The sequence below is a fragment of the Bradyrhizobium sp. LLZ17 genome (assembly GCF_041200145.1).
GTDB lineage: Bacteria > Pseudomonadota > Alphaproteobacteria > Rhizobiales > Xanthobacteraceae > Bradyrhizobium.
The window spans coordinates 3,920,965-3,941,181 of the sequence record NZ_CP165734.1; the positions used below are offsets into that span (position 1 = coordinate 3,920,965).

The 20,217-nt window shown below is 64.6% G+C and carries 18 protein-coding genes and 3 pseudogenes; 15 read left to right on the forward strand and 6 right to left on the reverse strand.

What is annotated here, in order from left to right; genetic code table 11:
• The first annotated feature begins 59 nt into the window (after positions 1–59).
• The 3 genes and pseudogenes from AB8Z38_RS18970 (at position 60) to AB8Z38_RS18980 (ending at position 2,404) form a co-directional block, all read left to right on the forward strand.
• A pseudogene (locus AB8Z38_RS18970) lies at positions 60–1,611 on the forward strand (DEAD/DEAH box helicase).
• A 23-nt stretch (positions 1,612–1,634) separates the two neighbouring features.
• A complete protein-coding gene (infA, locus tag AB8Z38_RS18975) occupies positions 1,635–1,922 on the forward strand; it encodes a translation initiation factor IF-1 (RefSeq protein WP_369719404.1) in 288 nt (95 codons plus the stop codon).
• A gap of 269 nt (positions 1,923–2,191) precedes the next feature.
• On the forward strand, positions 2,192–2,404 hold the full coding sequence (locus AB8Z38_RS18980; protein WP_247440128.1) for a cold-shock protein: 213 nt from the start codon (positions 2,192–2,194) through the stop codon (positions 2,402–2,404).
• Between the two features lie 141 nt (positions 2,405–2,545).
• Here AB8Z38_RS18980 and AB8Z38_RS18985 read toward each other — a convergent pair whose 3' ends face one another.
• The gene (locus AB8Z38_RS18985; RefSeq protein WP_369726542.1) at positions 2,546–3,040 is read right to left on the reverse strand and encodes a pilus assembly protein N-terminal domain-containing protein; all 495 of its coding nucleotides are present in this window, start codon (positions 3,038–3,040) and stop codon (positions 2,546–2,548) included.
• A gap of 158 nt (positions 3,041–3,198) precedes the next feature.
• Positions 3,199–4,026 carry a sterol desaturase family protein gene (locus tag AB8Z38_RS18990; RefSeq protein ID WP_369719405.1) on the reverse strand — a complete coding sequence of 276 codons (828 nt, stop codon included), beginning with the start codon at positions 4,024–4,026 and terminating at the stop codon, positions 3,199–3,201.
• 259 nt (positions 4,027–4,285) lie between these two features.
• Between AB8Z38_RS18990 and AB8Z38_RS18995 the strand changes: the two genes are divergently transcribed.
• From AB8Z38_RS18995 to AB8Z38_RS19040, 10 genes are all read left to right on the forward strand, one after another.
• A complete protein-coding gene (locus tag AB8Z38_RS18995) occupies positions 4,286–4,450 on the forward strand; it encodes a Flp family type IVb pilin (protein WP_369719406.1) in 165 nt (54 codons plus the stop codon).
• Positions 4,451–4,519: 69 nt separating this feature from the next.
• Positions 4,520–4,666 carry a hypothetical protein gene (locus AB8Z38_RS19000; RefSeq protein ID WP_369719408.1) on the forward strand — a complete coding sequence of 49 codons (147 nt, stop codon included), beginning with the start codon at positions 4,520–4,522 and terminating at the stop codon, positions 4,664–4,666.
• Between the two features lie 124 nt (positions 4,667–4,790).
• Complete coding sequence (locus tag AB8Z38_RS19005; RefSeq protein WP_369719409.1) at positions 4,791–5,315, forward strand: prepilin peptidase; 525 nt, start codon at positions 4,791–4,793, stop codon at positions 5,313–5,315.
• Between the two features lie 128 nt (positions 5,316–5,443).
• Positions 5,444–6,241 (forward strand): Flp pilus assembly protein CpaB, encoded by a 798-nt coding sequence (gene cpaB, locus AB8Z38_RS19010; RefSeq protein WP_369719410.1) that lies wholly within the window; start codon positions 5,444–5,446, stop codon positions 6,239–6,241.
• 11 nt (positions 6,242–6,252) lie between these two features.
• Positions 6,253–7,728 carry a type II and III secretion system protein family protein gene (locus AB8Z38_RS19015; protein ID WP_369726543.1) on the forward strand — a complete coding sequence of 492 codons (1,476 nt, stop codon included), beginning with the start codon at positions 6,253–6,255 and terminating at the stop codon, positions 7,726–7,728.
• Between the two features lie 20 nt (positions 7,729–7,748).
• Positions 7,749–8,483: a CpaD family pilus assembly protein gene (locus tag AB8Z38_RS19020; RefSeq protein ID WP_369719412.1), complete on the forward strand. Its 735-nt coding sequence runs from the start codon at positions 7,749–7,751 to the stop codon at positions 8,481–8,483.
• Positions 8,480–9,745, forward strand: a complete 1,266-nt coding sequence (locus AB8Z38_RS19025) for a CpaE family protein (RefSeq protein ID WP_369719414.1) — start codon at positions 8,480–8,482, stop codon at positions 9,743–9,745. Before AB8Z38_RS19020 ends, AB8Z38_RS19025 begins: the two co-directional genes overlap by 4 nt.
• A gap of 21 nt (positions 9,746–9,766) precedes the next feature.
• On the forward strand, positions 9,767–11,230 hold the full coding sequence (locus AB8Z38_RS19030; RefSeq protein ID WP_369719415.1) for a CpaF family protein: 1,464 nt from the start codon (positions 9,767–9,769) through the stop codon (positions 11,228–11,230).
• Between the two features lie 16 nt (positions 11,231–11,246).
• Positions 11,247–12,224 carry a type II secretion system F family protein gene (locus tag AB8Z38_RS19035; protein WP_369719417.1) on the forward strand — a complete coding sequence of 326 codons (978 nt, stop codon included), beginning with the start codon at positions 11,247–11,249 and terminating at the stop codon, positions 12,222–12,224.
• Between the two features lie 9 nt (positions 12,225–12,233).
• Positions 12,234–13,208, forward strand: coding sequence for a type II secretion system F family protein (locus AB8Z38_RS19040; protein WP_369719418.1), 975 nt, complete (start codon positions 12,234–12,236; stop codon positions 13,206–13,208).
• Positions 13,209–13,266: 58 nt separating this feature from the next.
• On the opposite strand, the pseudogene AB8Z38_RS19045 reads toward AB8Z38_RS19040, so the two are convergent.
• The 3 genes and pseudogenes from AB8Z38_RS19045 to AB8Z38_RS19055 all read right to left on the reverse strand — a co-directional run bounded on the left by AB8Z38_RS19045 (position 13,267) and on the right by AB8Z38_RS19055 (position 16,142).
• Positions 13,267–14,078: pseudogene (locus tag AB8Z38_RS19045) on the reverse strand (tetratricopeptide repeat protein).
• Positions 14,079–14,171: 93 nt separating this feature from the next.
• Positions 14,172–15,665: a metallophosphoesterase gene (locus AB8Z38_RS19050; RefSeq protein ID WP_369719419.1), complete on the reverse strand. Its 1,494-nt coding sequence runs from the start codon at positions 15,663–15,665 to the stop codon at positions 14,172–14,174.
• Positions 15,666–15,938: 273 nt separating this feature from the next.
• Positions 15,939–16,142: a hypothetical protein gene (locus tag AB8Z38_RS19055; protein WP_045002497.1), complete on the reverse strand. Its 204-nt coding sequence runs from the start codon at positions 16,140–16,142 to the stop codon at positions 15,939–15,941.
• A 193-nt stretch (positions 16,143–16,335) separates the two neighbouring features.
• On the opposite strand from AB8Z38_RS19055, the gene AB8Z38_RS19060 reads away from it, so the two are divergent.
• Together AB8Z38_RS19060 and AB8Z38_RS19065 are read left to right on the forward strand one after the other, a co-directional pair.
• Positions 16,336–17,712: a M17 family metallopeptidase gene (locus AB8Z38_RS19060; RefSeq protein ID WP_369719421.1), complete on the forward strand. Its 1,377-nt coding sequence runs from the start codon at positions 16,336–16,338 to the stop codon at positions 17,710–17,712.
• A complete protein-coding gene (locus tag AB8Z38_RS19065) occupies positions 17,705–18,571 on the forward strand; it encodes a C40 family peptidase (RefSeq protein ID WP_369719422.1) in 867 nt (288 codons plus the stop codon). The genes AB8Z38_RS19060 and AB8Z38_RS19065 overlap by 8 nt, the downstream gene beginning before the upstream one ends.
• A 6-nt stretch (positions 18,572–18,577) precedes the next feature.
• On the opposite strand, the pseudogene AB8Z38_RS19070 reads toward AB8Z38_RS19065, so the two are convergent.
• Positions 18,578–20,213: pseudogene (locus tag AB8Z38_RS19070) on the reverse strand (ABC transporter ATP-binding protein).
• Positions 20,214–20,217 lie beyond the last annotated feature (4 nt).

Here is a 20,217-nt window from a genome sequence, read left to right on the forward strand (position 1 = left end):
TGTCTTCTCGACACCCTCTCGCGCGTGCCCCGCCGACTGGCCGGGCGCTCGTATTTGACATGGAAAGAACCCACCTTTTGACTTCGTTTCAGGATTTCGGCCTCGCCGAACCGATCGCGCGCGCTCTCACCGAAGAGAAGTACGTCACCCCCACCCCCATCCAGGCCCAGACCATCCCGCTGGCATTGACCGGCCGGGACGTCGTCGGCATCGCCCAGACCGGAACCGGCAAGACCGCGTCCTTCGCGCTGCCGATCCTGCACCGCCTGCTCGAGAACCGCATCAAGCCGCAGCCGAAGACCTGCCGGGTGCTGGTGCTCTCACCGACCCGCGAACTGTCCGGCCAGATCCTCGACAGCTTCAACGCCTATGGTCGCCACCTTCGCCTCGCCTCGACACTCGCCATCGGCGGCGTGCCGATGGGGCGCCAGGTCCGCGCGCTCATGCCGGGCGTTGACGTGCTGGTCGCGACTCCCGGCCGCCTGCTCGATCTCGTCCAGAGCAACGGGCTCAAGCTTTCGAGCGTCGAATTCCTGGTGCTCGACGAAGCCGACCGCATGCTCGACATGGGCTTCATCAACGACATCCGGAAGATCGTCGCCAAGCTGCCGATCAAGCGGCAGACGCTGTTCTTCTCGGCCACGATGCCGAAGGATATCGCCGAGCTCGCGGACGCGATGCTGCGGGACCCCGCCCGCGTCGCCGTCACCCCGGTGTCCTCGACGGCCGAGCGGATCAATCAGCGCATCATTCAGGTCGACTTCGCAGCCAAGCCCGCCGTCCTGACCAAGCTCCTGAAGAACGAGCCGATCAACCGCGCGCTGGTTTTCACCCGTACCAAGCACGGTGCCGACAAGGTGGTGAAAACGCTGGAGAGGGCCGGCATCGCGGCCAGCGCCATTCATGGCAACAAGTCGCAGAACCATCGCGAGCGGACCTTGTCCCTGTTCCGCTCCGGTGAAATCCGCACGCTGGTCGCCACCGACATCGCCGCCCGTGGCATCGATGTCGACGGCATCACCCACGTCATCAATTTCGACATACCGAACGTGCCCGAGACCTATGTCCACCGCATCGGCCGCACCGCGCGCCGGCGCCGAAGGCACCGCGATCTCGCTGGTCGCAGGCGGTGAGGAGCTCGGCTATCTCCGCGACATCGAGCGGCTGATCAAGGTGGCGCTGCCGCGGGAAGATCATCGCACGGACGCGGGCCGCAACGATGCGGGCGCGCCCCCGTCGCAGCAACGGCAGGGCCGGCCCGGCCGCCCAGGCCAGCGCCCGCAAGGCGCGAGGCATGGTGAGGCACGGCGCGGTGACGACAGGCGCAGTGACGGGCGCCATAACGGCGGCAAGCCGAGTGACGGAAGGCCCGGCGAAGCTCGGCACGGTGACGCAAGGCATGTTGACGGACGGCCTGGTGGCGGCCAGAAGGTCTCCAAGGGTGCACGCCGTCGCCCCTCCGGCGGCAAGCCGCATTCCTCGTCAAACGACCGACCGGAACAGCGTTCTGCGCATAGCGCCGGAAAGCCTGATGGGATACAAGGCGTGGCCTTTTTGCGCCGTGACAGTCGGCCGATGGGCCAGCCGACCCGCAAACCCTATTCGCACTAGCCGCCCACGACCTGGAGAAATTCATGGCTAAGGAAGAGCTGATCCAGTTCGAAGGACTGGTCACCGAAATCCTCCCCGATGCGCGCTATCGCGTGCAGCTCGACGCCGGACACGAGATCGTTGCCTACACCGCCGGCAAGATGAAGAAGAACCGCATCAAGACGCTGGCAGGAGACCGCGTGACGGTGGAGATGTCGCCCTATGATCTCGAAAAGGGCCGGCTGATTTTCCGTCACAAGGACGAACGTCCCAGTGGGACCGGTGGCCCTCCGCGTCCCGGACAGCGCGGTGGCCAGTTCCGCCGCCGTTGACCCGCTTCAGGCGCGTCAGTGCGGAATTAAAATTCTGACCTGCATGCTGATCCGCCGTCGACATGACGGCGGATCAAAAAATCGTGCGCGTCAGGATTGTTTTGCCGCCTTATTTCCAATAAAATCAGTTCATCGATTTTCGGCCGGACGACATTGGCATCCACCGGTACAGCCGGTTCAGACACGCTGACGACCCTTCCAGAAATTCGATCTAACCTGCCTGCGCGAGCGGGCTCTTACATTGTGTTATCTGAGAAGGAACTACCCCCGTGAGCATGGGAACCGTGAAGTGGTTTAACGCGACCAAGGGCTTTGGCTTTATCCAACCCGACGACGGCGGACAGGACGTGTTCGTTCACATCAGCGCCGTCGAGCGCGCCGGACTCGGCACGCTGCGCGAAGGCCAGAAGGTCTCCTACGAGATCGTGGCCGATCGCCGGTCCGGCAAGTCGGCTGCCGACAACCTCCGCGACGCAGGCTGAGCCTGCCGGGCCTCAGGCCCGGATCGCGCGAACAAGTCAAAGGAAAAGGCCGTGCGCAATGCACGGCCTTTTTCACTGTCGGAACGAGCGCCCGCGCTTTTGCGAGTTGGTCTTGTTAGTTCGTCTCTTTAGTTTGTCTCTTTAGTTTGTCTTGGCGGCCGCGCCGCCGCTGCTGGCATTGCTGCTCAGCGAACCGGCCTGGCTCATCGTGTTGTTGAAGTAGGCATCGCTATCCCCGAGCGTCACGCGACGCTGGCAGATCGGCATGCAGCTGTAGGACTCGCGCTCGATCCCGCGATAGACGGTGACGAGCCGGTCGCTCGGACCTTCGACCTGGATCTGGCGATCGACCAGAATCTCGCCGCCGCGGTCCAGCGCGACAAAATTGGTGGCGCCGTAGCCCTTCCCGGTCACGACGATCATGCCGCCCGGCTGGAGCGTGACATCGGCGATCAGGGGATTACCCACCACAATGGTGGCCACCTTGCCGGGCAGCCGCACCAGCTTGGCCTGATCGACATTGACGGCGATGGCTTCGGCGGTGGACTCGGCTTGGCCGGCGGCTGGCGCAACCAGCGCCGCGGCCGCAGCCAGAAGACACACACGCGCATGACGGCGCAGGAACTCTTTACGCATACTCTCACCCCGGACGTACAAGCCGGCAGAAGCGATTCGAAAAGCGGAGCCGGCGCCCGACCCGGCTAACCTGCCCGCAATTCGTGAACGTTCCGCAAATTCGCCGACCATTGTTTGAACGACTGGCGTTTTGCGGCCTCAAGGCCCTGGGGCCGGTCCTAGTGGCGGAACGGGTAGGCGAGCTGGCCTGCGATCTCCTTGGGCATGGTCGCTTCGTCCTTGCCGTAATCCTGCGGCAGCTCAGCCTTCGGCATGCGGAACGTGCCGAACAGCACGTCCCAGATCGGGAAGGTGCCGGCAAAATTGGTGTCGCCGCCCACTTGGAGCGAGGTGTGGTGCCAGCGGTGGAACACCGGCGTCGCCAGCACATATCTGAATGGACCGAAGGTCCAGTTCAGGTTGGCGTGCACGAAAGCCGAATGGAAGGTGGTGAAGGGGCCGACCCAGATCATCACGTTCGGAGAAATGCCGGCCATTAGCAGCACGACATCGACGCCGATGGTGCCGAGCATCAGATTCACCGGATGGAAGCGGGCCGCGGAAATCCATCCAAGCTCCTCGGAGGAATGGTGGATGGCGTGGTACTTCCAAAATCCGCCGCCGTGGAACAGCCGATGCAGCCAGTACAGCATGAAATCGGCCAGGACCAGGAACAGCACGCCCTGCGCCCAGAGCGGCAATTGCGCCAGCGGGCCGTGGCCGTTGTCATAGAAGGCGATCAGTTCGTCGGCATCGTGAATGTTGAAGACGATTCCGGCGGTGACGATCAGAAGGCCGATCCGCATGGTGCGGGCGAATACCGGAACGAAGAACCAGTAGCAGATGTCGGTCACGATCTCCCGCTTGCGCCACCACGGCGCGCCGGGATTACAGGCCCAGAAATGCTCGAGCACCGTGAAGACCACCGCCAGCATCAAAGTGACGGGGATCACCTTCGCGATGGTCTCGCCGAGCATCAGGGCGACTTGCATGGGTAGGCTCGACATCGTCGCCTCGCTTCCAGACTGCGGATCCTGTCTACGCCTACTCCGCTAGATTTAAGGGAGGGTGAAGTTGAGGGAACGTTTGCAAGTCGAGCGAATTCCGCCGAGCCGCTTTAAGCTGAAATTCACTCTGGCCAAAAGCATCGCGTCGCGGCCGCGTTTGCGCAGTCGAATTAACTCTACCGAAAGAGCTCGGCTCACATGGTCGCCGGGTCAAGACAGCGCCGAACGAGGCGACCTCACCCCAGATGGAGTTTAGTTCATGAAGACCCTGATTGCGCGTTTCGCGAACGACGAATCCGGCGCCACCGCCATCGAATACGGCCTGATCGCCGCCGGCATCGCGCTGGCCATCATCACGGTCGTCAACAACCTCGGCACCACGCTGAACGCCAAGTTCGGCTCGATCAGCTCCTCGCTGAAGTAAGCGACCGACAACGACGGCAAAAGCCCCGGACCTCCGGGGCCTTTGTATTTTCGGACACGGCGAGTTCCAGTGGCGTTGCGCAGGTACAGAACCGATGCCGCAATTGCGGCGACCGAGACCGAAACGGCGCGCGCCGACGCGCCGGTCTATTGGATCTGCCTGGCGCTGCTGCTCGCGGTGGTCACGCTCGCGACGCGGATTGCCAGCATCTGGTGAGGCCGCCGGCACCGGCTCGCCGGTTCCGAGGCTGCCGCGCCATTGTCGGTTTGTTTAGCACTGCCCGCTAGCCTGCGCCGACGCCCCGATCCGGCGACAGACCCAGGCCTCAAGACGCAAGCCCATGATCCTCGACTTCGCGCGCCTTCTGCTCTTCCCGGCCCTGATCGCGTTTGCCGCGGCCAGCGATCTCTTCACGATGACCATCTCGAACCGCGTCTCGCTGGCGCTGGTTGCGGGCTTCTTCGTGCTCGCGATTGCCGGTGGCATGGCACCTTACGTAATGCTGGGCCATGTCGGTGCCGGCGCGGTCGTTCTGGCGGTAGCGTTCACCTGCTTTGCGATGGGCTGGGTCGGCGGCGGCGACGCGAAAGTCGCGGCCTCCGTCGCGCTCTGGTTCGGCTTCGCACAATTGATGGACTTCCTGCTTTACGCCTCGCTGTTCGGCGGCGCGCTGACGTTGCTCCTGCTCCAGTTCCGGCAATGGCCATTGCCTTACGGGCTCGCAGGCCAGGCCTGGCTCGCGCGGCTGCACGCCAAGGAGAGCGGCATTCCCTACGGCATCGCGCTCGCGCTCAGCGCGCTGATGGTCTACCCGGAAACCGAATGGGTGAAAGCGATCGACCTCGCTCACCTCGCAATGCGCTGAAAGCCCCGCATAAACCCGGCGTTAAGCCGATTTAGATACGCCTCATTAACCATGCTTTGACGAATAGCTGGTCAACTGCCGATTACGGCGGCGGAAGCGTCGCGGCGTTTGGTTGGAAAGTGAAGCGTATGAATAGGGCACGCATTGTCGTCCTGACGGTCGCCATCTGCGCCGGCGGCATCGCCGCGTATCTGGCGAGCGGCTCGGACAATTCTGCGCCGCCTCCCGCTCCGGTCGCGCAGCTCCCCACCGTCGACGTGCTGGTGGCCAAGGCCGATATCGGACTCGGCCAGACCCTGAAGCCGGAAGACGTGCAGTGGCAGACCTGGCCGACCGCAGCCGCCAGCTCCACCTTCATCCGCCGCAGCGAACGTCCGGAGGGCGTGACCCAGGTCGCCGGCTCGATCGCGCGCGCCCCCTTCATCCAGGGTGAGCCGATCCGCGACCAGAAGCTGGTCAAGGCCGATGGCTCCGGCTTCATGGCCGCGATCCTGCCGACCGGCATGCGCGCCATCTCCACCGAAATCTCGGCGGAGACCGGCGCAGGCGGCTTCATCCTGCCCAACGATCGGGTCGACGTGCTTCTCACGCGCCGTCTCAAAAATCCGGACCAGAGCGCCGGTGCTGCCGACATCATCACGTCGGAGATCATCCTGGCCAATGTCCGCGTGCTCGCCATCGATCAGGCGCCGAAGGAGAAGGACGGCCAGAACGCGGTGATCGGCAAGACCGTCACTCTCGAACTGAATCCCGCTCAGACCCAGACGCTTTCCGCCGCCCGCCAGAGCGGCACGCTGTCGCTGGCGCTGCGCAGCATTGCCGACGTCAAGATCAGCGAGATCACGCTCGACGATTCCGCACAGAAGCGCGATGGCATTTCGATCATTCGCTACGGCGTTCAAAGTCAGACGGCGAAGGTACGATGAGGACCGGCAATATGAAATGCAGGGCGGATTTGGTGACGATGCGAGCCTCGACGGTCCGCGCCCTGTCGTTTTCGGCCGCTGTCGCGCTGACGCTCAATCCGGCGCTCACGCCCGTGGTGGCTGCCGACTACCGTCCGGTCGCGCCGGTTGCGGCCGATGGCCAGATGAACGCGCGCTTCCTCTCGCTCGGCGTCGGCAAGTCGATCGTGATCGACCTGCCGCGCGACATCAAGGACGTGCTGGTCGCCGATCCCAAGATCGCCAATGCGGTGGTGCGCTCGTCCCAGCGCGCCTATATCATTGGCGCCGCGGTCGGCCAGACCAATATCGTGTTCTTCGATTCCGCCGGCCAGCAGATCGCGGCGTATGACATCGCGGTCAAGCGCGACCTCAACGGCGTGCGTGCCGCGCTGAAACAGATCCTGCCCAATTCCGATATCCAGATCGACGGTCTCGGCGACGGCATCGTCCTCAGCGGCACGGCCGCGAACCCGGGCGAAGCGCAGCAGGCCAACGACCTCGCCGCGCGCCTCGCCGGCGCCCCCGAGAAGGTGGTCAACTCGATCGTGGTCCGTGGCCGCGACCAGGTCATGCTGAAGGTGACGGTCGCCGAAGTCGCGCGCAACATCGTCAAGCAGCTCGGCATCGATCTCACGGCCAACCTCAATTACGGCACGTCGGTGGTGAGCTTCAGCAATTCCAACCCGTTCACGGCGGTTGGCCACAATCTCGTGGACAGCAACGCTCTGACCACGAAATTCGGCGCGACGCCGTCTGTGCAGGCCACACTGCGCGCGATGGAAACCGCAGGCGTGATCCGCACGCTGGCCGAGCCGAACCTGACCGCGATCTCGGGTGAATCGGCGACCTTCATCGCCGGCGGCGAGTTCCCGGTGCCGGCAGGCTATGCGTGCGACCCCACCACGCATGTCTGCACCACCCAGATCAGCTTCAAGAAGTTCGGCATCTCGCTCAATTTCACCCCGGTGGTTCTGAGCGAAGGCAAGATCAGCCTGCGGGTGATGACCGAGGTATCGGAGCTCTCCAACGATAACGCGATTACGCTGTCGCAGGCGGTGACCAACACCTCGGTGAACTCGGTGACGGTGCCCTCGATCAGGACCCGCCGCGCTGAGACCTCGCTCGAAATTCCCTCCGGTGGCGCAATGGCGATGGCCGGCCTGATCCAGCAGCAGACCAAGCAGGCGATCAGCGGATTGCCGGGCCTGATGCAGCTCCCGGTGCTCGGCTCGCTGTTTCGCAGCCGCGATTTCGTCAACAACTCGACCGAGCTGGTCGTGATCGTGACGCCCTATATCGTGCGGGCCGTGGCGCAGAAGGACCTGTCGCGGCCGGATGACGGTTTCTCGGCGCCCGCAGATCCGCAGGCCGAACTGCTCGGCAACATCAACCGCATCTACGGCGTGCCCGGCAAAACCGAGCCCGCAAAGAACTACCGCGGCACCTACGGCTTCATCACCGACTGAAGCGGAACGGGGACTTCGTTATGACCACAAGACCACCCCAGATTCGCAGACGCGCCATCGGCCTCGGTGGCGCGCTGGTCGGTATCGCGCTCGCGCTCGGCGGCTGCCAGCATGACGAAGTGGCCACCGCGTCCATTCCCGACGACTACAAGCAGCGTCACCCGATTGCGATTGAGGAGCAGAACCGCTCGATCGTCGTCTTCGTCGGTCATGCCCGCGGCGGTCTGAGCGCCGCCCAGCGCGCCGACGTGATGGGCCTGGCTTCGACCTGGCTGCACGAGGGCACCGGCGCCATCCATATCGACGTGCCGTCCGGAGTGCCCAATGCGCATCCGGTGGCGGAATCGATGCGCGAGATCCAGGCGATGCTGGCGGCAGCGGGCGTTCCTCCGCGCGGCGTCATCGTCCGTCCCTACCAGCCCGAAGACAAGCGCTTCCTTCCGCCGATCCGGCTGACCTATTCCAAAATCGCCGCGGTCGCGGGCCCCTGCGGGCTGTGGCCGGAGGACCTCGGTCCCTCGATGAAGAACAAGAGCTGGTTCGAGAACAAGGACTATTACAATTTCGGCTGCGCCTATCAGCGCAACCTCGCGGCCATGGTCGACAATCCAACGGATCTCGAGCAGCCGCGGCCTGAGACAGCGGCCTATACCGCGCGACGCACCGCCGCCTTCGAGAAGTATCGCAAGGGAGCTCCGACGGCGGTCACCTATCCCGAGGCCGAACGGGCCAAACTCAGCGATACCGGCAAATGATCAACTACGCTCGCCAGACTCAAGAAGAGCAGCCGGAGGCCCCTGCGCCGGCCGAGGAGCATATTGCGCCCGCGCCCCGCGTTTCGGTCCAGGCCTTCTGCGAAACCGTGGAGACCGCCGCCGCCGTGCAATCGGCCGGGGAGGATCGCCGTCTCGGCAAGGCGCATCTGAAGATCCAGATGGGCGGCATGGCGGCTGCGATCGAAGCCTATCGCTCGGCGCCCACGCCGAACGTCATCGTGCTCGAGAGTGACACCCGCAACGACCTGTTGGCGGGGCTCGACCAGCTCGCCACCGTCTGTGACGCCGGCACCCGCGTGGTCGTGATCGGCCGCATCAACGACGTCATGCTCTACCGCGAGCTGGTGCGCCGCGGCGTCAGCGACTACGTGCTCGCGCCGGTTGGCGCGATCGACGTCGTGCGTTCGATCTGCAACCTGTTCTCGGCGCCGGAAGCCAAGGCGGTCGGCCGCATCATCGCGGTGGTCGGCGCCAAGGGCGGCGTCGGCGCCTCCACCATTTCCCACAATGTCGCCTGGGCGATCGCGCGGGACCTCGCGATGGATGCGGTGGTGGCCGATCTCGACCTCGCCTTCGGCACCGCCGGTCTCGACTACAACCAGGACCCGCCGCAGGGCATAGCTGACGCCGTGTTCTCGCCCGATCGCGTCGATACGGCCTTCATCGACCGTTTGCTGTCGAAGTGCACAGATCACCTCAGCCTGCTCGCGGCACCGGCGACGCTCGACCGGGTCTATGATTTCGGCATCGACGCCTTCGATTCGGTGTTCGACACGCTACGCGCGACCATGCCCTGCATCGTGCTCGACGTCCCCCATCAATGGTCGGGCTGGACCAAGCGTGCCCTGATCGGTGCCGACGACATCCTGATCGTGGCAGCGCCTGATCTCGCCAACCTGCGCAACACGAAGAACCTGTTCGATCTCCTGAAGGCCGCCCGCCCCAACGACCGGCCGCCGCTCTACTGCCTCAACCAGGTCGGCGTCCCCAAACGGCCGGAGATCGCCGCGGCCGAATTCGCCAAGGCGATCGAGAGCCAGCCGGTCGTCTCGATCCCGTTCGAGCCGCAGATCTTCGGCTCGGCGGCCAACAACGGCCAGATGATCGCGGAGATCTCCGCCAACCACAAGTCGATCGACATGTTCCTCCAGATCGCCCAGCGCCTGACCGGCCGCAGCGAAACCAAGAAGCAAAAGTCGTCGTTGCTTTCACCCCTGATTGAGAAATTGCGCGGAAAATAAGCCGCCGCATGGAGTCGTTAAGTGTTCGGTAAGCGTAGCGGAACAGACACCGACCCCCGGGCTTCCAAGCCCGGCGCCGTGTCGCCAGAGCCTGCCCCGGCTCTGGCGCCGGCGGCGTCGCGCGCGCCGCCCCCGCCGGTCGTCGCCTCGCCGCCGCTCGCCCCTGCCCGGCCCGCGCCGGTCATGGAGAACCGCCGCTCGGACAACTATTACGAGGTCAAGGCGACCATCTTCGGCGCGCTGATCGAGGCCATCGACCTCGCCCAGCTGGCCAAGCTGGATTCCGAGTCCGCGCGCGAGGAAATCCGCGACATCGTCAACGAGATCATCGCGATCAAGAACATCGTGATGTCGATCGCCGAGCAGGAGGAGTTGCTCGACGACATCTGCAACGACGTGCTTGGCTACGGTCCACTCGAGCCGCTGCTGGCGCGCGACGATATCGCCGACATCATGGTGAACGGGGCCGGCACCGTCTTCATCGAAGTCAACGGCAAGATCCAGCGAACGGGAATCCGCTTCCGGGACAACCAGCAGCTCCTCAACATCTGTCAGCGCATCGTCAGCCAGGTCGGCCGGCGCGTCGACGAATCCTCGCCGATTTGCGACGCGCGCCTCGCCGACGGCTCCCGCGTCAACGCCATCGTGCCGCCGCTCGCGATCGATGGTCCCGCGCTCACCATCCGCAAATTCAAGAAGGACAAGCTGACGCTGGATCAGCTCGTCAAGTTCGGCGCGATCTCGCCGGAGGGCGCCGAGATCCTCCAGATCATCGGCCGGGTCCGCTGCAACGTGTTGATCTCCGGCGGCACCGGCTCGGGCAAGACCACGCTGCTCAACTGCCTGACCAATTATATCGAGCACGACGAGCGCGTCATCACCTGCGAGGACGCGGCCGAGCTCCAGCTCCAGCAGCCCCACGTGGTGCGGCTCGAAACCCGCCCGCCCAACATCGAAGGCGAAGGCCAGGTCACCATGCGCGAGCTGGTGCGCAACTGCCTGCGTATGCGTCCCGAACGCATCATCGTCGGCGAAGTCCGCGGACCCGAGGCGTTCGACCTGCTGCAGGCCATGAACACCGGCCATGACGGATCGATGGGAACGCTGCACGCCAACAATCCCCGCGAAGCACTGTCCCGCTGCGAATCGATGATCACGATGGGCGGCTTTTCCCTGCCCTCCCGCACCATCCGCGAGATGATCTGCGCCTCGATCGACGTCATCGTCCAGGCCGCGCGCCTGCGCGATGGCTCGCGCCGCATCACCCACATCACCGAGGTGATGGGCATGGAAGGCGACACCATCATCACCCAGGACATCTTCCTCTACGATCTCGTCGGCGAGGACGCCAACGGCAAGATCATCGGCCGGCACCGCTCGACCGGCATCGGTCGTCCGAAGTTCTGGGAACGCGCGCGCTATTACGGCGACGAGAAACGCCTTGCCGCTGCGCTCGACGCCGCGGAAGTGGCCCCAACCAAGTGAGCAGGTCGGCCCAGCCATGAACATGCAGGTCCTCGCCCTCACCTTTCTCGCCACCGCCGCCGTCGGCGGCATGGCCTGGGTCTTCCTCTATCCGCTGCTGTCCGGCGAGCGGAAGGCCGAGAACCGCCGTGCCTCGATCTCGCGGGCCGAAGCGCCCGCCGCCAAGCAGGCCGAGAAGAGCCAGCGATCGCGCCGCGAGCAGGTCGAGACTTCGCTCAAGGATCTCGAGTCAAGACGGGCACAGGAGAAGAGCGTTCCGCTCCACATCCGCCTGTCGCAGGCCGGGCTCGACTGGACGCCGCAGAAATTCTGGATCGCGTCCGCGGTCTTGGCGGCCGTGTTTTTTTTCGTGGCCCTGTTCGGTGGTGGCGGCCTGCTCGGCGCCGCTGGTCTCGCCTTTGCCGGCGGCTTCGGCCTGCCGCGCTGGGCACTGGGTTTCCTGAAGAAACGCCGCGAAAACAAGTTCCTGGCGGCACTGCCCGATGCCGTCGACGTGATCGTCCGCGGCATCAAAGCCGGTCTGCCGCTGTTCGAATCGATCAAGGTCGTCGCCGCCGACGCGCCGGAGCCACTGCGCAGCGAGTTCCTGTCCATCATCGAGACGCAGACGATCGGCATGCCGCTCGGCGAGGCCTGTGCGCGGCTCTATGATCGCATGCCGTTGCCGGAAGCCAACTTCTTCGGCATCGTGGTGTCGATCCAGCAGAAGTCCGGCGGCAACCTGTCCGAAGCACTCGGCAACCTCTCCAAGGTGCTGCGCGACCGCAAGAAGATGAAGGAAAAGATCCAGGCGATGTCGATGGAGGCCAAGGCCTCGGCCGGCATTATCGGCTCGCTGCCTCCGATCGTGATGTTCCTCGTCTATCTCACGACGCCCGGCTATATCTCGCTGCTGTGGACCCATCCCACCGGCCAGCTCATGCTGGTCGGCTGCGTCGTCTGGATGTCGATCGGCATCATGGTGATGAAGAAGATGATCAACTTCGATTTCTGATGGTGTCATATGGTCGATTTACTCGTCACGAAGCTGCACGACGCCCACTTCATGACCATGCTGCTGGCGGCCATCGCGGCCAGCGCCACGGTGTATACGCTGGTGATGCCCCTGTTCGCCGGCGAAGGCCTCTCCAAGCGCATGAAGGCGGTGGCAAGCGAGCGTGAGCGCATCCGGCAGCGCGAGCGCGAACGTCTCAACAAAAGCGAGAAGGTCTCGCTACGCCAGACGCCGAAGCAACTCGTGTCCAGGGTCGTCGAGGACTTCAACCTCACCAAATGGCTGGCGCAGGAAGCGGCGCGCGACAAGCTCATCATGGCGGGCTATCGCGGTCATGCGCCTTACGTCACGTTCCTATTTGCCCGCATGGTGGCCCCGCTCGTGCTGTTCGTCGGCTCGGTCGTCTACGTGTTCCTGATCGCACACATGGAGAAGTCGATGCCGGTCAAGATCGGCATGTGCGTCGTCGCCGCCTATGCCGGCCTGCAGGCGCCGATGCTGTTCCTGAAGAACAGGATCTCCAAGCGCCAGCTCTCGATCAAGCGCGCGTTTCCCGACGCGCTCGATCTGCTGCTGATCTGCATCGAATCCGGCATGTCGGTGGAAATGGCGTTCCGGAAAGTCGCAACCGAAATCGTGGGCCAGTCGATCGCGCTCTCGGAGGAGTTCACCCTGACCACGGCCGAGCTGTCCTATTTGCAGGATCGCAAGGTCGCCTATGAGAATCTTGCCAAACGCACCGGCCTCGAAGGCGTCAAATCGGTGTGTCTGGCGCTTCAGCAGGCGGAACGGTACGGCACTCCGCTCGGCCAATCCTTGCGTGTCATGGCACAGGAAAACCGCGACATGCGCATGAACGAGGCCGAGAAGAAGGCCGCGGCGTTGCCGCCGAAACTGACGGTGCCGATGATCGTGTTCTTCCTGCCGGTGCTGTTCGTCGTCATTCTCGGACCGACCGGCATCAAGATCTCCGAGCTGCACTGACGCAGTCCGACTGCAACGCGGACGGCCTTACGGCTTCAGGATTGGAAGATCGGTCTGATCAGTCAGGCTGGCTGAGCGACGCCACCGGTGTCCGCTTCGGCGCACCGCGCGGGGAGTCATTGCGGCTCAGCATCTCCTTGAGATAGGCGACATCGGCTGCGGCCTGGTCCGGCGGCAGGTCCGCCCTGACGATGGTCTCGGCTTCGGCGAAGCGGCCCTGGAGGCCGACCACCAGGCCGAGATCTGCCGCACCCGGGCGCTCGCGCGCGGCGAGGCGTAGGCCTGTCGCAGCGCATCTTCGGCCTTGGGCAGATCCCTCGACAGCATGTAGGACAGGCCGAGATTGGAAAGCACGCCGGGATCGCCCGGCGCGATCTTCAGCGCGCTCGCATAGTAGGCACGTGCCTCGTCGTGACGGCCCATCTGGTCGAGCGCAGTGCCCTGCACCGAGAGCAGGCGCCAGTCCGGATTGTCGGGCGAATGCGCCTTCGACAGCACGTCGAAGGCCTGCTGGAAATTGCCGTTGTCGGCGAGCGCGCGGCCGTACAAAGCGAGCAGCGCCTTATTGCCGGGATTGGCGATGGTCGCCTGTTCCAGCACGGCGGCGGCCTGCGCGCGCTGTCCGTTGGCGCGCAAGGCCTGGCCATAGGCCAGTGCCGCGTCGGCATCCTTGGGATTGGCACGATAGCGCTCGCCATAGACTTCGGCGGCGCGCGCCGGATCGGTCGGGGCGGCTTCCGCCTTCGGGCCGATCGAGCCGGTGACGTCCGAGAGCTTTGACATTGCCGTGCAGCCGCCGAGGCTGACCGCTACCACCGCGACCAGCGAGGCGGACGCAAGAAGCCGAGCAGGACTGAACCGTTGACGCATGACGCTTTGACTCTCGAGCCGATTGATCGAGCCGAACGCGCCAGCAATAGACTGTTAACCCTAACGGCCGGTTAACACAGGGCTCCGGCTGCCTTACGGCGGCGTTTCCGGCGGCGCCTCGCCGCCGAGGTCCAGATCGAGGCCGAGCGCCAGGGCTTGCTGGTTCAGATCTCGCAGCAGTCCCAACCTCTCCGCCTGGCCCTGAACATCGACACCCTCGCGCGGCATGCTTGGCCAGCTCCGCAGAGAGGCACGATTGATCAGGCGATTGGCACGAAGCTCGTCGAGCTGAGCGCGATCGATGCCGAGCAATTCGGCGGATTGCCCGATCAGTCGATGCAGCAGGGCCTGCACTGCCGCCACCGCCTCGACATCAGAACGAGGTCCCGACCTCGTCAATTTTCCCTCGAGATCCGCCCAGGCATGGGAGGTGAGGAGATAAATGTACAGGGTGTCCGCCCAGCTTGGCGTGCCGTCATCGTAGAAGGCGCGGCGCGACAGAAGCCGGCGCGCCAACGCCCGGACCTGATCCCGCTTCAGCGACGCGCAAGAGGCGATCTCGATCACGGACTGGAAGGCAGGATCACGGGAAAAATCCCGGCCCACCGCAAGACCGATGACGCCGTTCGCCAGGTTCGAGTCGAGCGGCCTGAAGCCGCTATCGTTCCGCGGCCGCGAGTAGCGGGCGATCGCGAACCGGTACTCCGGCCGCCCGGCCCCGGACATTGGACCGAAATGGATGATGTTGAAGCCGGCATCGTCGCCGGACTGCCCGGTCGAGGAAGGACAAGAGAGCACATAGATCGTGCGCCAGAAATCCTCGCCGCCGCTCCGGATCGCCCGCGGATCGGGAATCGAATAGCGGGCGAGACCTTCGACATGCCGGTGTCCGTGCAGGACGAGATTGACGTTGAGCGAGGTCGCGGCTTCCAGGAAAGTCGCGGGCGCGGCGAGATACATCAGCGGCTCGTCTGGAGCTCCGAGAAACCGCTTTCCCTCGCCGGTCGACTGCGGCAGCGGATGATGGTGCATCGCCAGCACCCGCACCAGGTTTTCAGCGGGCTCACAATAGTCGGCGCGTCCGGCCGAACCAAGGCTGCCCGCGAGCTCGATGCTCAGCCGTGCGGAATCCGCGACCAGCGCATTGTAGGCCTCCTGATCGATATTCCGGTCGGCTAGCGTCGTGAGGCTTGCACTGTTGGAATCCAGCAGCACCAGATCGAGACCGGCCTGGCGGTAATAGACGCTCTTCGAGGTCCGCGGCAGATGCAGATAGTCGTAGGCATCGTGCCGGCCGATGCGCTGGCTCGGACGTTTGACGTCGTGATTGCCGGCAATGGCCTGGACGTCGGTGAACAGTCCGCTCTGCCGGAACGACCTGATGACCGCGAGGGCTTCGTCGAGCGCACGCGGCGTCGGGTCGTTCACGAGATCGCCCGTGATCAGCAGGATTCGGTCGGGGACTTCCGCGAACCGCGTCATCCTCTCGCGGATCGCGCCGGTGAGGGCCTCGACCGCTGCCAGCAGCCGTCCTGACCCGTCGAGATGCAGGTCGGATATCTGCGCAATGACAAATGATCTATCCATTTTGCGCCGCTCATTGCGAATGCTGCGTCGCCCAAAGATTGAGAGAAATGCTTTCGACGAAAAGATTCAGGCCGGTCGCCAATCCAGATCGGTCTCAGCCGAGATGCGAGCGCCCGCCTGCGCTCGATACGTGCAGAAACGCACGAGACAATCTAAAATGCTGGACGATCATGCCACAACCGCCGCGCTAGTAAAGCCCTGCGGCGGTACTCTCGTGAGCGACAGTTCTCAGTTGCGATACGAGGATCGTCCGGGCGTGGTTTCGCCGGTCGGTCAATATTCGATGGCAAGACGCTTGCGGATTTCGTCAATGCGCTTGTCGAGCGCATCGAACCGCGCGTGGACCGAACGGTCATGGAGATAGAAGACGTAGCCGCCGGCGAGGAACGCGAACACCCAGTGGTGATGCTCGACATAGCCAAAAACCGCCTCGATGGCCTGGCCAATGAATGTGACCACGCTCCACACAAATTCCATTGCACGTCCTCCCGGCACGCTTCGTCTTCGGTCACCGGGCGTTCTCTGCGCAGCTGGCAACCGCTGTCCGGAACCTAGCATGGCACCTTCAAAGCGAGTAGCGGCTCGCTGAACGGTGACCCGCAATCCTGATTGCAGCCTTGGCAAAACTCTGCGAAGTCTGCTCCGACCGAATGACCTTGCGGACCCGCCAATGCCTTTCGTCTTCGAGACGTCCTCAACCGCCACCCCAATCACTTTCGTCACCAAATCGAGCTGGGATCAAGTCGCCGAGACGCTGCCGCCGGCGCAACGCCAGTTCGCCACCGCGAGCGCCTTTACCGCAAGGCCGGGCAGCTATCTCGCGCTGCCGGCGCCCGACGGCGCGATCGCGCAGATCCTGTTCGGTCTCGATGACGACGGCGCCCGATCGCGCGACCCGTTCCGGCCGGGCGCCCTGCCCGGCCTGCTGCCGCCTGGCAGCTATCGCTTTGCCAATGCACCGCAGGATACGCGGCTGGCGGCGCTCGCCTTTGCGCTCGGAAGCTATCGCTTCGCCCGCTACCGCAAGGCCGACAGCCCCGACGTCCGGCTGGTGCCGCCGGAGGGCGTCGATGCCGCCGAGATCAGCCGCATCGCGGATGCCGCCATGCTGGCGCGCGACCTCATCAACACGCCGGCCAACGACATGGGACCGGGCGAGCTTGCCGCGGCCGCGCAAGGCCTCGCCGCCGAATTCGGCGCGAGCTTCGCTTGCATCGTCGGCGAGGATTTGAAGGCCGGGAACTTTCCCCTGATCCACGCCGTTGGCATGGCCTCGGACCGCGCGCCGCGGCTGATCGACATCGTCTGGGGCGACCCCGCCCATCCCAAGGTGACGCTGGTCGGCAAAGGCGTCTGCTTCGATACCGGCGGGCTCGACCTGAAGCCGTCGAGCGGCATGCTGATCATGAAGAAGGACATGGGCGGTGCCGCCAATGTGCTGGCGCTGGCGCGCATGGTGATGGATGCGAAGCTGAAGGTTCGGCTGCGCGTGCTGATTCCGGCGGTGGAGAACGCGGTTTCCGCCAATGCCTTCCGCCCGCTCGACATCTTCACCTCGCGCAAGGGCATCACGGTCGAGATCGGCAACACCGACGCCGAAGGCCGCCTCGTGCTCGCCGACGCGCTGGCGCTCGCCGACGAGGAGAAGCCCGACCTGCTGATCGATCTGGGCACGCTGACGGGCGCAGCGCGGGTCGCGCTGGGGCCGGATTTACCGCCCTTTTACACCAATGATGAGACGCTTGCCGCCGACCTCGCGCGCTGCGCGGTGAAGGAGAACGATCCATTGTGGCGCATGCCGCTGTGGCCGCCTTACGATGCTTGGCTGGACTCCAAGACGGCCACCATCACCAATGCGCCGTCCGGCGGCTTTGCCGGCTCGATCACTTGCGCGCTGTTTTTGCAGCGCTTCGTCGAACACGCCAAGAGCTGGCTGCACGTCGACATCTACGGCTGGACGCCATCGGCGAAGCCGGCGCGGCCCGAGGGCGGCGAATGCCAGGCCGCCCGCGCCATCTACACCTTGCTGAGCGAGCGCTATGCATGATCCAAGACACGATCTAAGTAACGATCCAAGACTGACACCGGCGCGGGGCGATCTCGCCGCAAAATATCTCGAAGGCAAGGTGCAGGCGGACCGCTTCGTCACCGGCGAGGAATTCGAGGTGGTCGAGCCGATCGCGCCAATGCGCGAGCAGCCCTCCTCGGACGCGATGCTGATGACGGAAGCGCTGCGCGGCGAGCGGGTCACGGTCTACGATCGCGACCGCGAAGGCTGGGCCTGGGGTCAGCTTGCCGACGATGGCTATGTCGGCTGGCTGCCCGATGCAGCGCTGATGAAGCCGGCGGCCGCGCCGACGCACAAGGTGAGCGCGCTGCGGACATTCGCCTTCCCCGGTCCCTCGATCAAGCTGCCGCCGGCCGACACGCTCGTGCTCGGATCGAAGCTCGCGATCGTGCGGGAGGACGGCAATTTCGCGGTGACGCCTGACGGAAAGTATGTGCCGAAGGCACATCTGGTGCTGCTCGACCACCGCGAGCCGGATTTGGCCGCCGTCGCCGAGCGCTTCGTCGGCACGCCCTATCTGTGGGGCGGCAAGAGCAGCCTCGGCATCGATTGCTCGGGTCTGGTGCAGGTCTCGCTGACATCAGCAGGCATCGGCTGTCCGCGCGACAGCGACATGCAGCAGGCGGGCCTCGGCCGCGCGCTGGAGCCGCATGAGCGAAGCAAGCTCCAGCGTGGCGACCTGATCTTCTGGAAGGGCCATGTCGCCATCGTGCGCGACGGCAGCACCATGGTTCACGCCAATGCGCATCACATGGCAACGGTGATCGAAGCCATCGCGCCGGCGATCGCGCGGATCAAGCAGGCGGGCAGCGAAGTCGTTGCGATCAAGCGGCTCTGACGGCGCCTACGTCGCCACCGAACCGTTTCCTTCCGTCTCCAGCCTGAACGCCGCTGCAAACAGCGCGCGTGTAATCCGTTTTCGGATTCTTGAACAGCTCGGCCGCCTGCCCTTCCTCGACCACCTTGCCGCCGCGCATCACGATCAGATGGCTGGCAAGCGAGGCGACCACGCGCAGATCATGCGAGATGAACATGTAGGTGAGGTCGCGCCTGCGCTGTAATTCGCGCAACAGGTCCACCATCTGCGCCTGGATCAGCATGTCGAGCGCGCTGGTCGGCTCGTCCAGTACGACGAAATCCGGCTCCAGCACCACGGCGCGCGCGATGCTGATGCGCTGGCGCTGGCCGCCGGAGAATTCATGGGGGTAGCGGTAGCGGGTGTCGGCCTTTAACCCCACGTCCTCGAGCGCCTTGACGACGCGCTCCTCACGCTCCTCGCGCGAGAGCTTCGGCTGATGCACGGACAGACCTTCGGCGATGATGTCGGCGATCGACATGCGCGGGCTGAGCGAGCCGAACGGGTCCTGGAATACGATCTGCATGTCACGCCGGAACGGCCGCATCTCCTTGAAGCGCAGGCCCTGGATATCTTTTCCGAGGAACACGATGCGCCCGTTCGATGAGATCAGCCGCAGCAATGCGAGCCCCAGCGTTGTCTTGCCCGAGCCGGACTCGCCGACGACGCCAAGCGTCTCGCCCTTGCGCACGGCGATGCTGACGCCGTCGACGGCCTTGATGTGCCCGACCGTCTTGCGCATCAACCCGCGCCTAATCGGAAACCAGACTTTCAGGTCGCTGGTGGACATCACCAATGGCGCATCCGGCTGCGGCGGCGCCGGATCGGGCTTCGGCTCCGCCGCCAGCAGATCGCGCGTATAGGGATGCTTCGGGCTGTTGAAGACCTGCTCGACCGGCCCCTGCTCCACGATCTCGCCGCCCTTCATGACGCAGACCTGGTCGGCGATACGGCGCACGATGCCGAGATCGTGGGTGATGAAGAGCAGGCTCATGCCGAGACGTGAGCGTATCTCGGCCAGCAGCGTCAGGATCTGCGCCTGCACGGTGACGTCAAGCGCCGTGGTCGGCTCGTCCGCGATCAACAGGTCCGGTTCGTTTGCGAGCGCCATGGCGATCATCACGCGCTGGCGCTGGCCGCCGGAGAGCTGGTGCGGATAGCTGTTCAGCCGCGTTTCGGGCTCAGGGATGCCGACCTGCGTCAGCAGCTCCAGCGTCCGCCTGCGCGCCTCGGCATTGCTGGTCGGATTGTGCAGCTGGATGATCTCGCCGATCTGCGCCTCGATCGTATGCAGCGGATTGAGCGAGGTCATCGGCTCCTGGAAGATGATGGAGATGTCGCTGCCGCGGATCTCCCGCATCTCCCGCTCCGACTGATCGATCAGCTCGCGACCCTTGAAGCGGATGCTGCCCGACGGATGCGAGGCGCTCGGATAGGGCAGCAGCTTGAGGATCGAGAGCGCACTGACCGATTTGCCGGACCCGGATTCGCCAACCAGCGCCAGGCACTCGCCGCGCCTGATCTGGAACGAGATCTTGTCGACCGCGAGCGTGGTTGCGCCGCCCTGGTGGAACGCCACCGAGAGCTCGCGCACGCTAAGCAGGGGCTGGTTGATCGCGTCCATCGAC

Excerpts from the sequence above, each read along its gene's own strand:
- infA (WP_369719404.1), top strand. The coding sequence starts at position 1,635 with ATGGCTAAGGAAGAGCTGATCCAGTTCGAAGGACTGGTCACCGAAATC.
- AB8Z38_RS18985 (WP_369726542.1), bottom strand. The coding sequence starts at position 3,040 with ATGCGTAAAGAGTTCCTGCGCCGTCATGCGCGTGTGTGTCTTCTGGCT.
- AB8Z38_RS18990 (WP_369719405.1), bottom strand. The coding sequence starts at position 4,026 with ATGTCGAGCCTACCCATGCAAGTCGCCCTGATGCTCGGCGAGACCATC.
- AB8Z38_RS18995 (WP_369719406.1), top strand. The coding sequence starts at position 4,286 with ATGAAGACCCTGATTGCGCGTTTCGCGAACGACGAATCCGGCGCCACC.
- AB8Z38_RS19005 (WP_369719409.1), top strand. The coding sequence starts at position 4,791 with ATGATCCTCGACTTCGCGCGCCTTCTGCTCTTCCCGGCCCTGATCGCG.
- cpaB (WP_369719410.1), top strand. The coding sequence starts at position 5,444 with ATGAATAGGGCACGCATTGTCGTCCTGACGGTCGCCATCTGCGCCGGC.
- AB8Z38_RS19015 (WP_369726543.1), top strand. The coding sequence starts at position 6,253 with ATGAAATGCAGGGCGGATTTGGTGACGATGCGAGCCTCGACGGTCCGC.
- AB8Z38_RS19020 (WP_369719412.1), top strand. The coding sequence starts at position 7,749 with ATGACCACAAGACCACCCCAGATTCGCAGACGCGCCATCGGCCTCGGT.
- AB8Z38_RS19025 (WP_369719414.1), top strand. The coding sequence starts at position 8,480 with ATGATCAACTACGCTCGCCAGACTCAAGAAGAGCAGCCGGAGGCCCCT.
- AB8Z38_RS19035 (WP_369719417.1), top strand. The coding sequence starts at position 11,247 with ATGAACATGCAGGTCCTCGCCCTCACCTTTCTCGCCACCGCCGCCGTC.
- AB8Z38_RS19040 (WP_369719418.1), top strand. The coding sequence starts at position 12,234 with ATGGTCGATTTACTCGTCACGAAGCTGCACGACGCCCACTTCATGACC.
- AB8Z38_RS19050 (WP_369719419.1), bottom strand. The coding sequence starts at position 15,665 with ATGGATAGATCATTTGTCATTGCGCAGATATCCGACCTGCATCTCGAC.
- AB8Z38_RS19055 (WP_045002497.1), bottom strand. The coding sequence starts at position 16,142 with ATGGAATTTGTGTGGAGCGTGGTCACATTCATTGGCCAGGCCATCGAG.
- AB8Z38_RS19060 (WP_369719421.1), top strand. The coding sequence starts at position 16,336 with ATGCCTTTCGTCTTCGAGACGTCCTCAACCGCCACCCCAATCACTTTC.
- AB8Z38_RS19065 (WP_369719422.1), top strand. The coding sequence starts at position 17,705 with ATGCATGATCCAAGACACGATCTAAGTAACGATCCAAGACTGACACCG.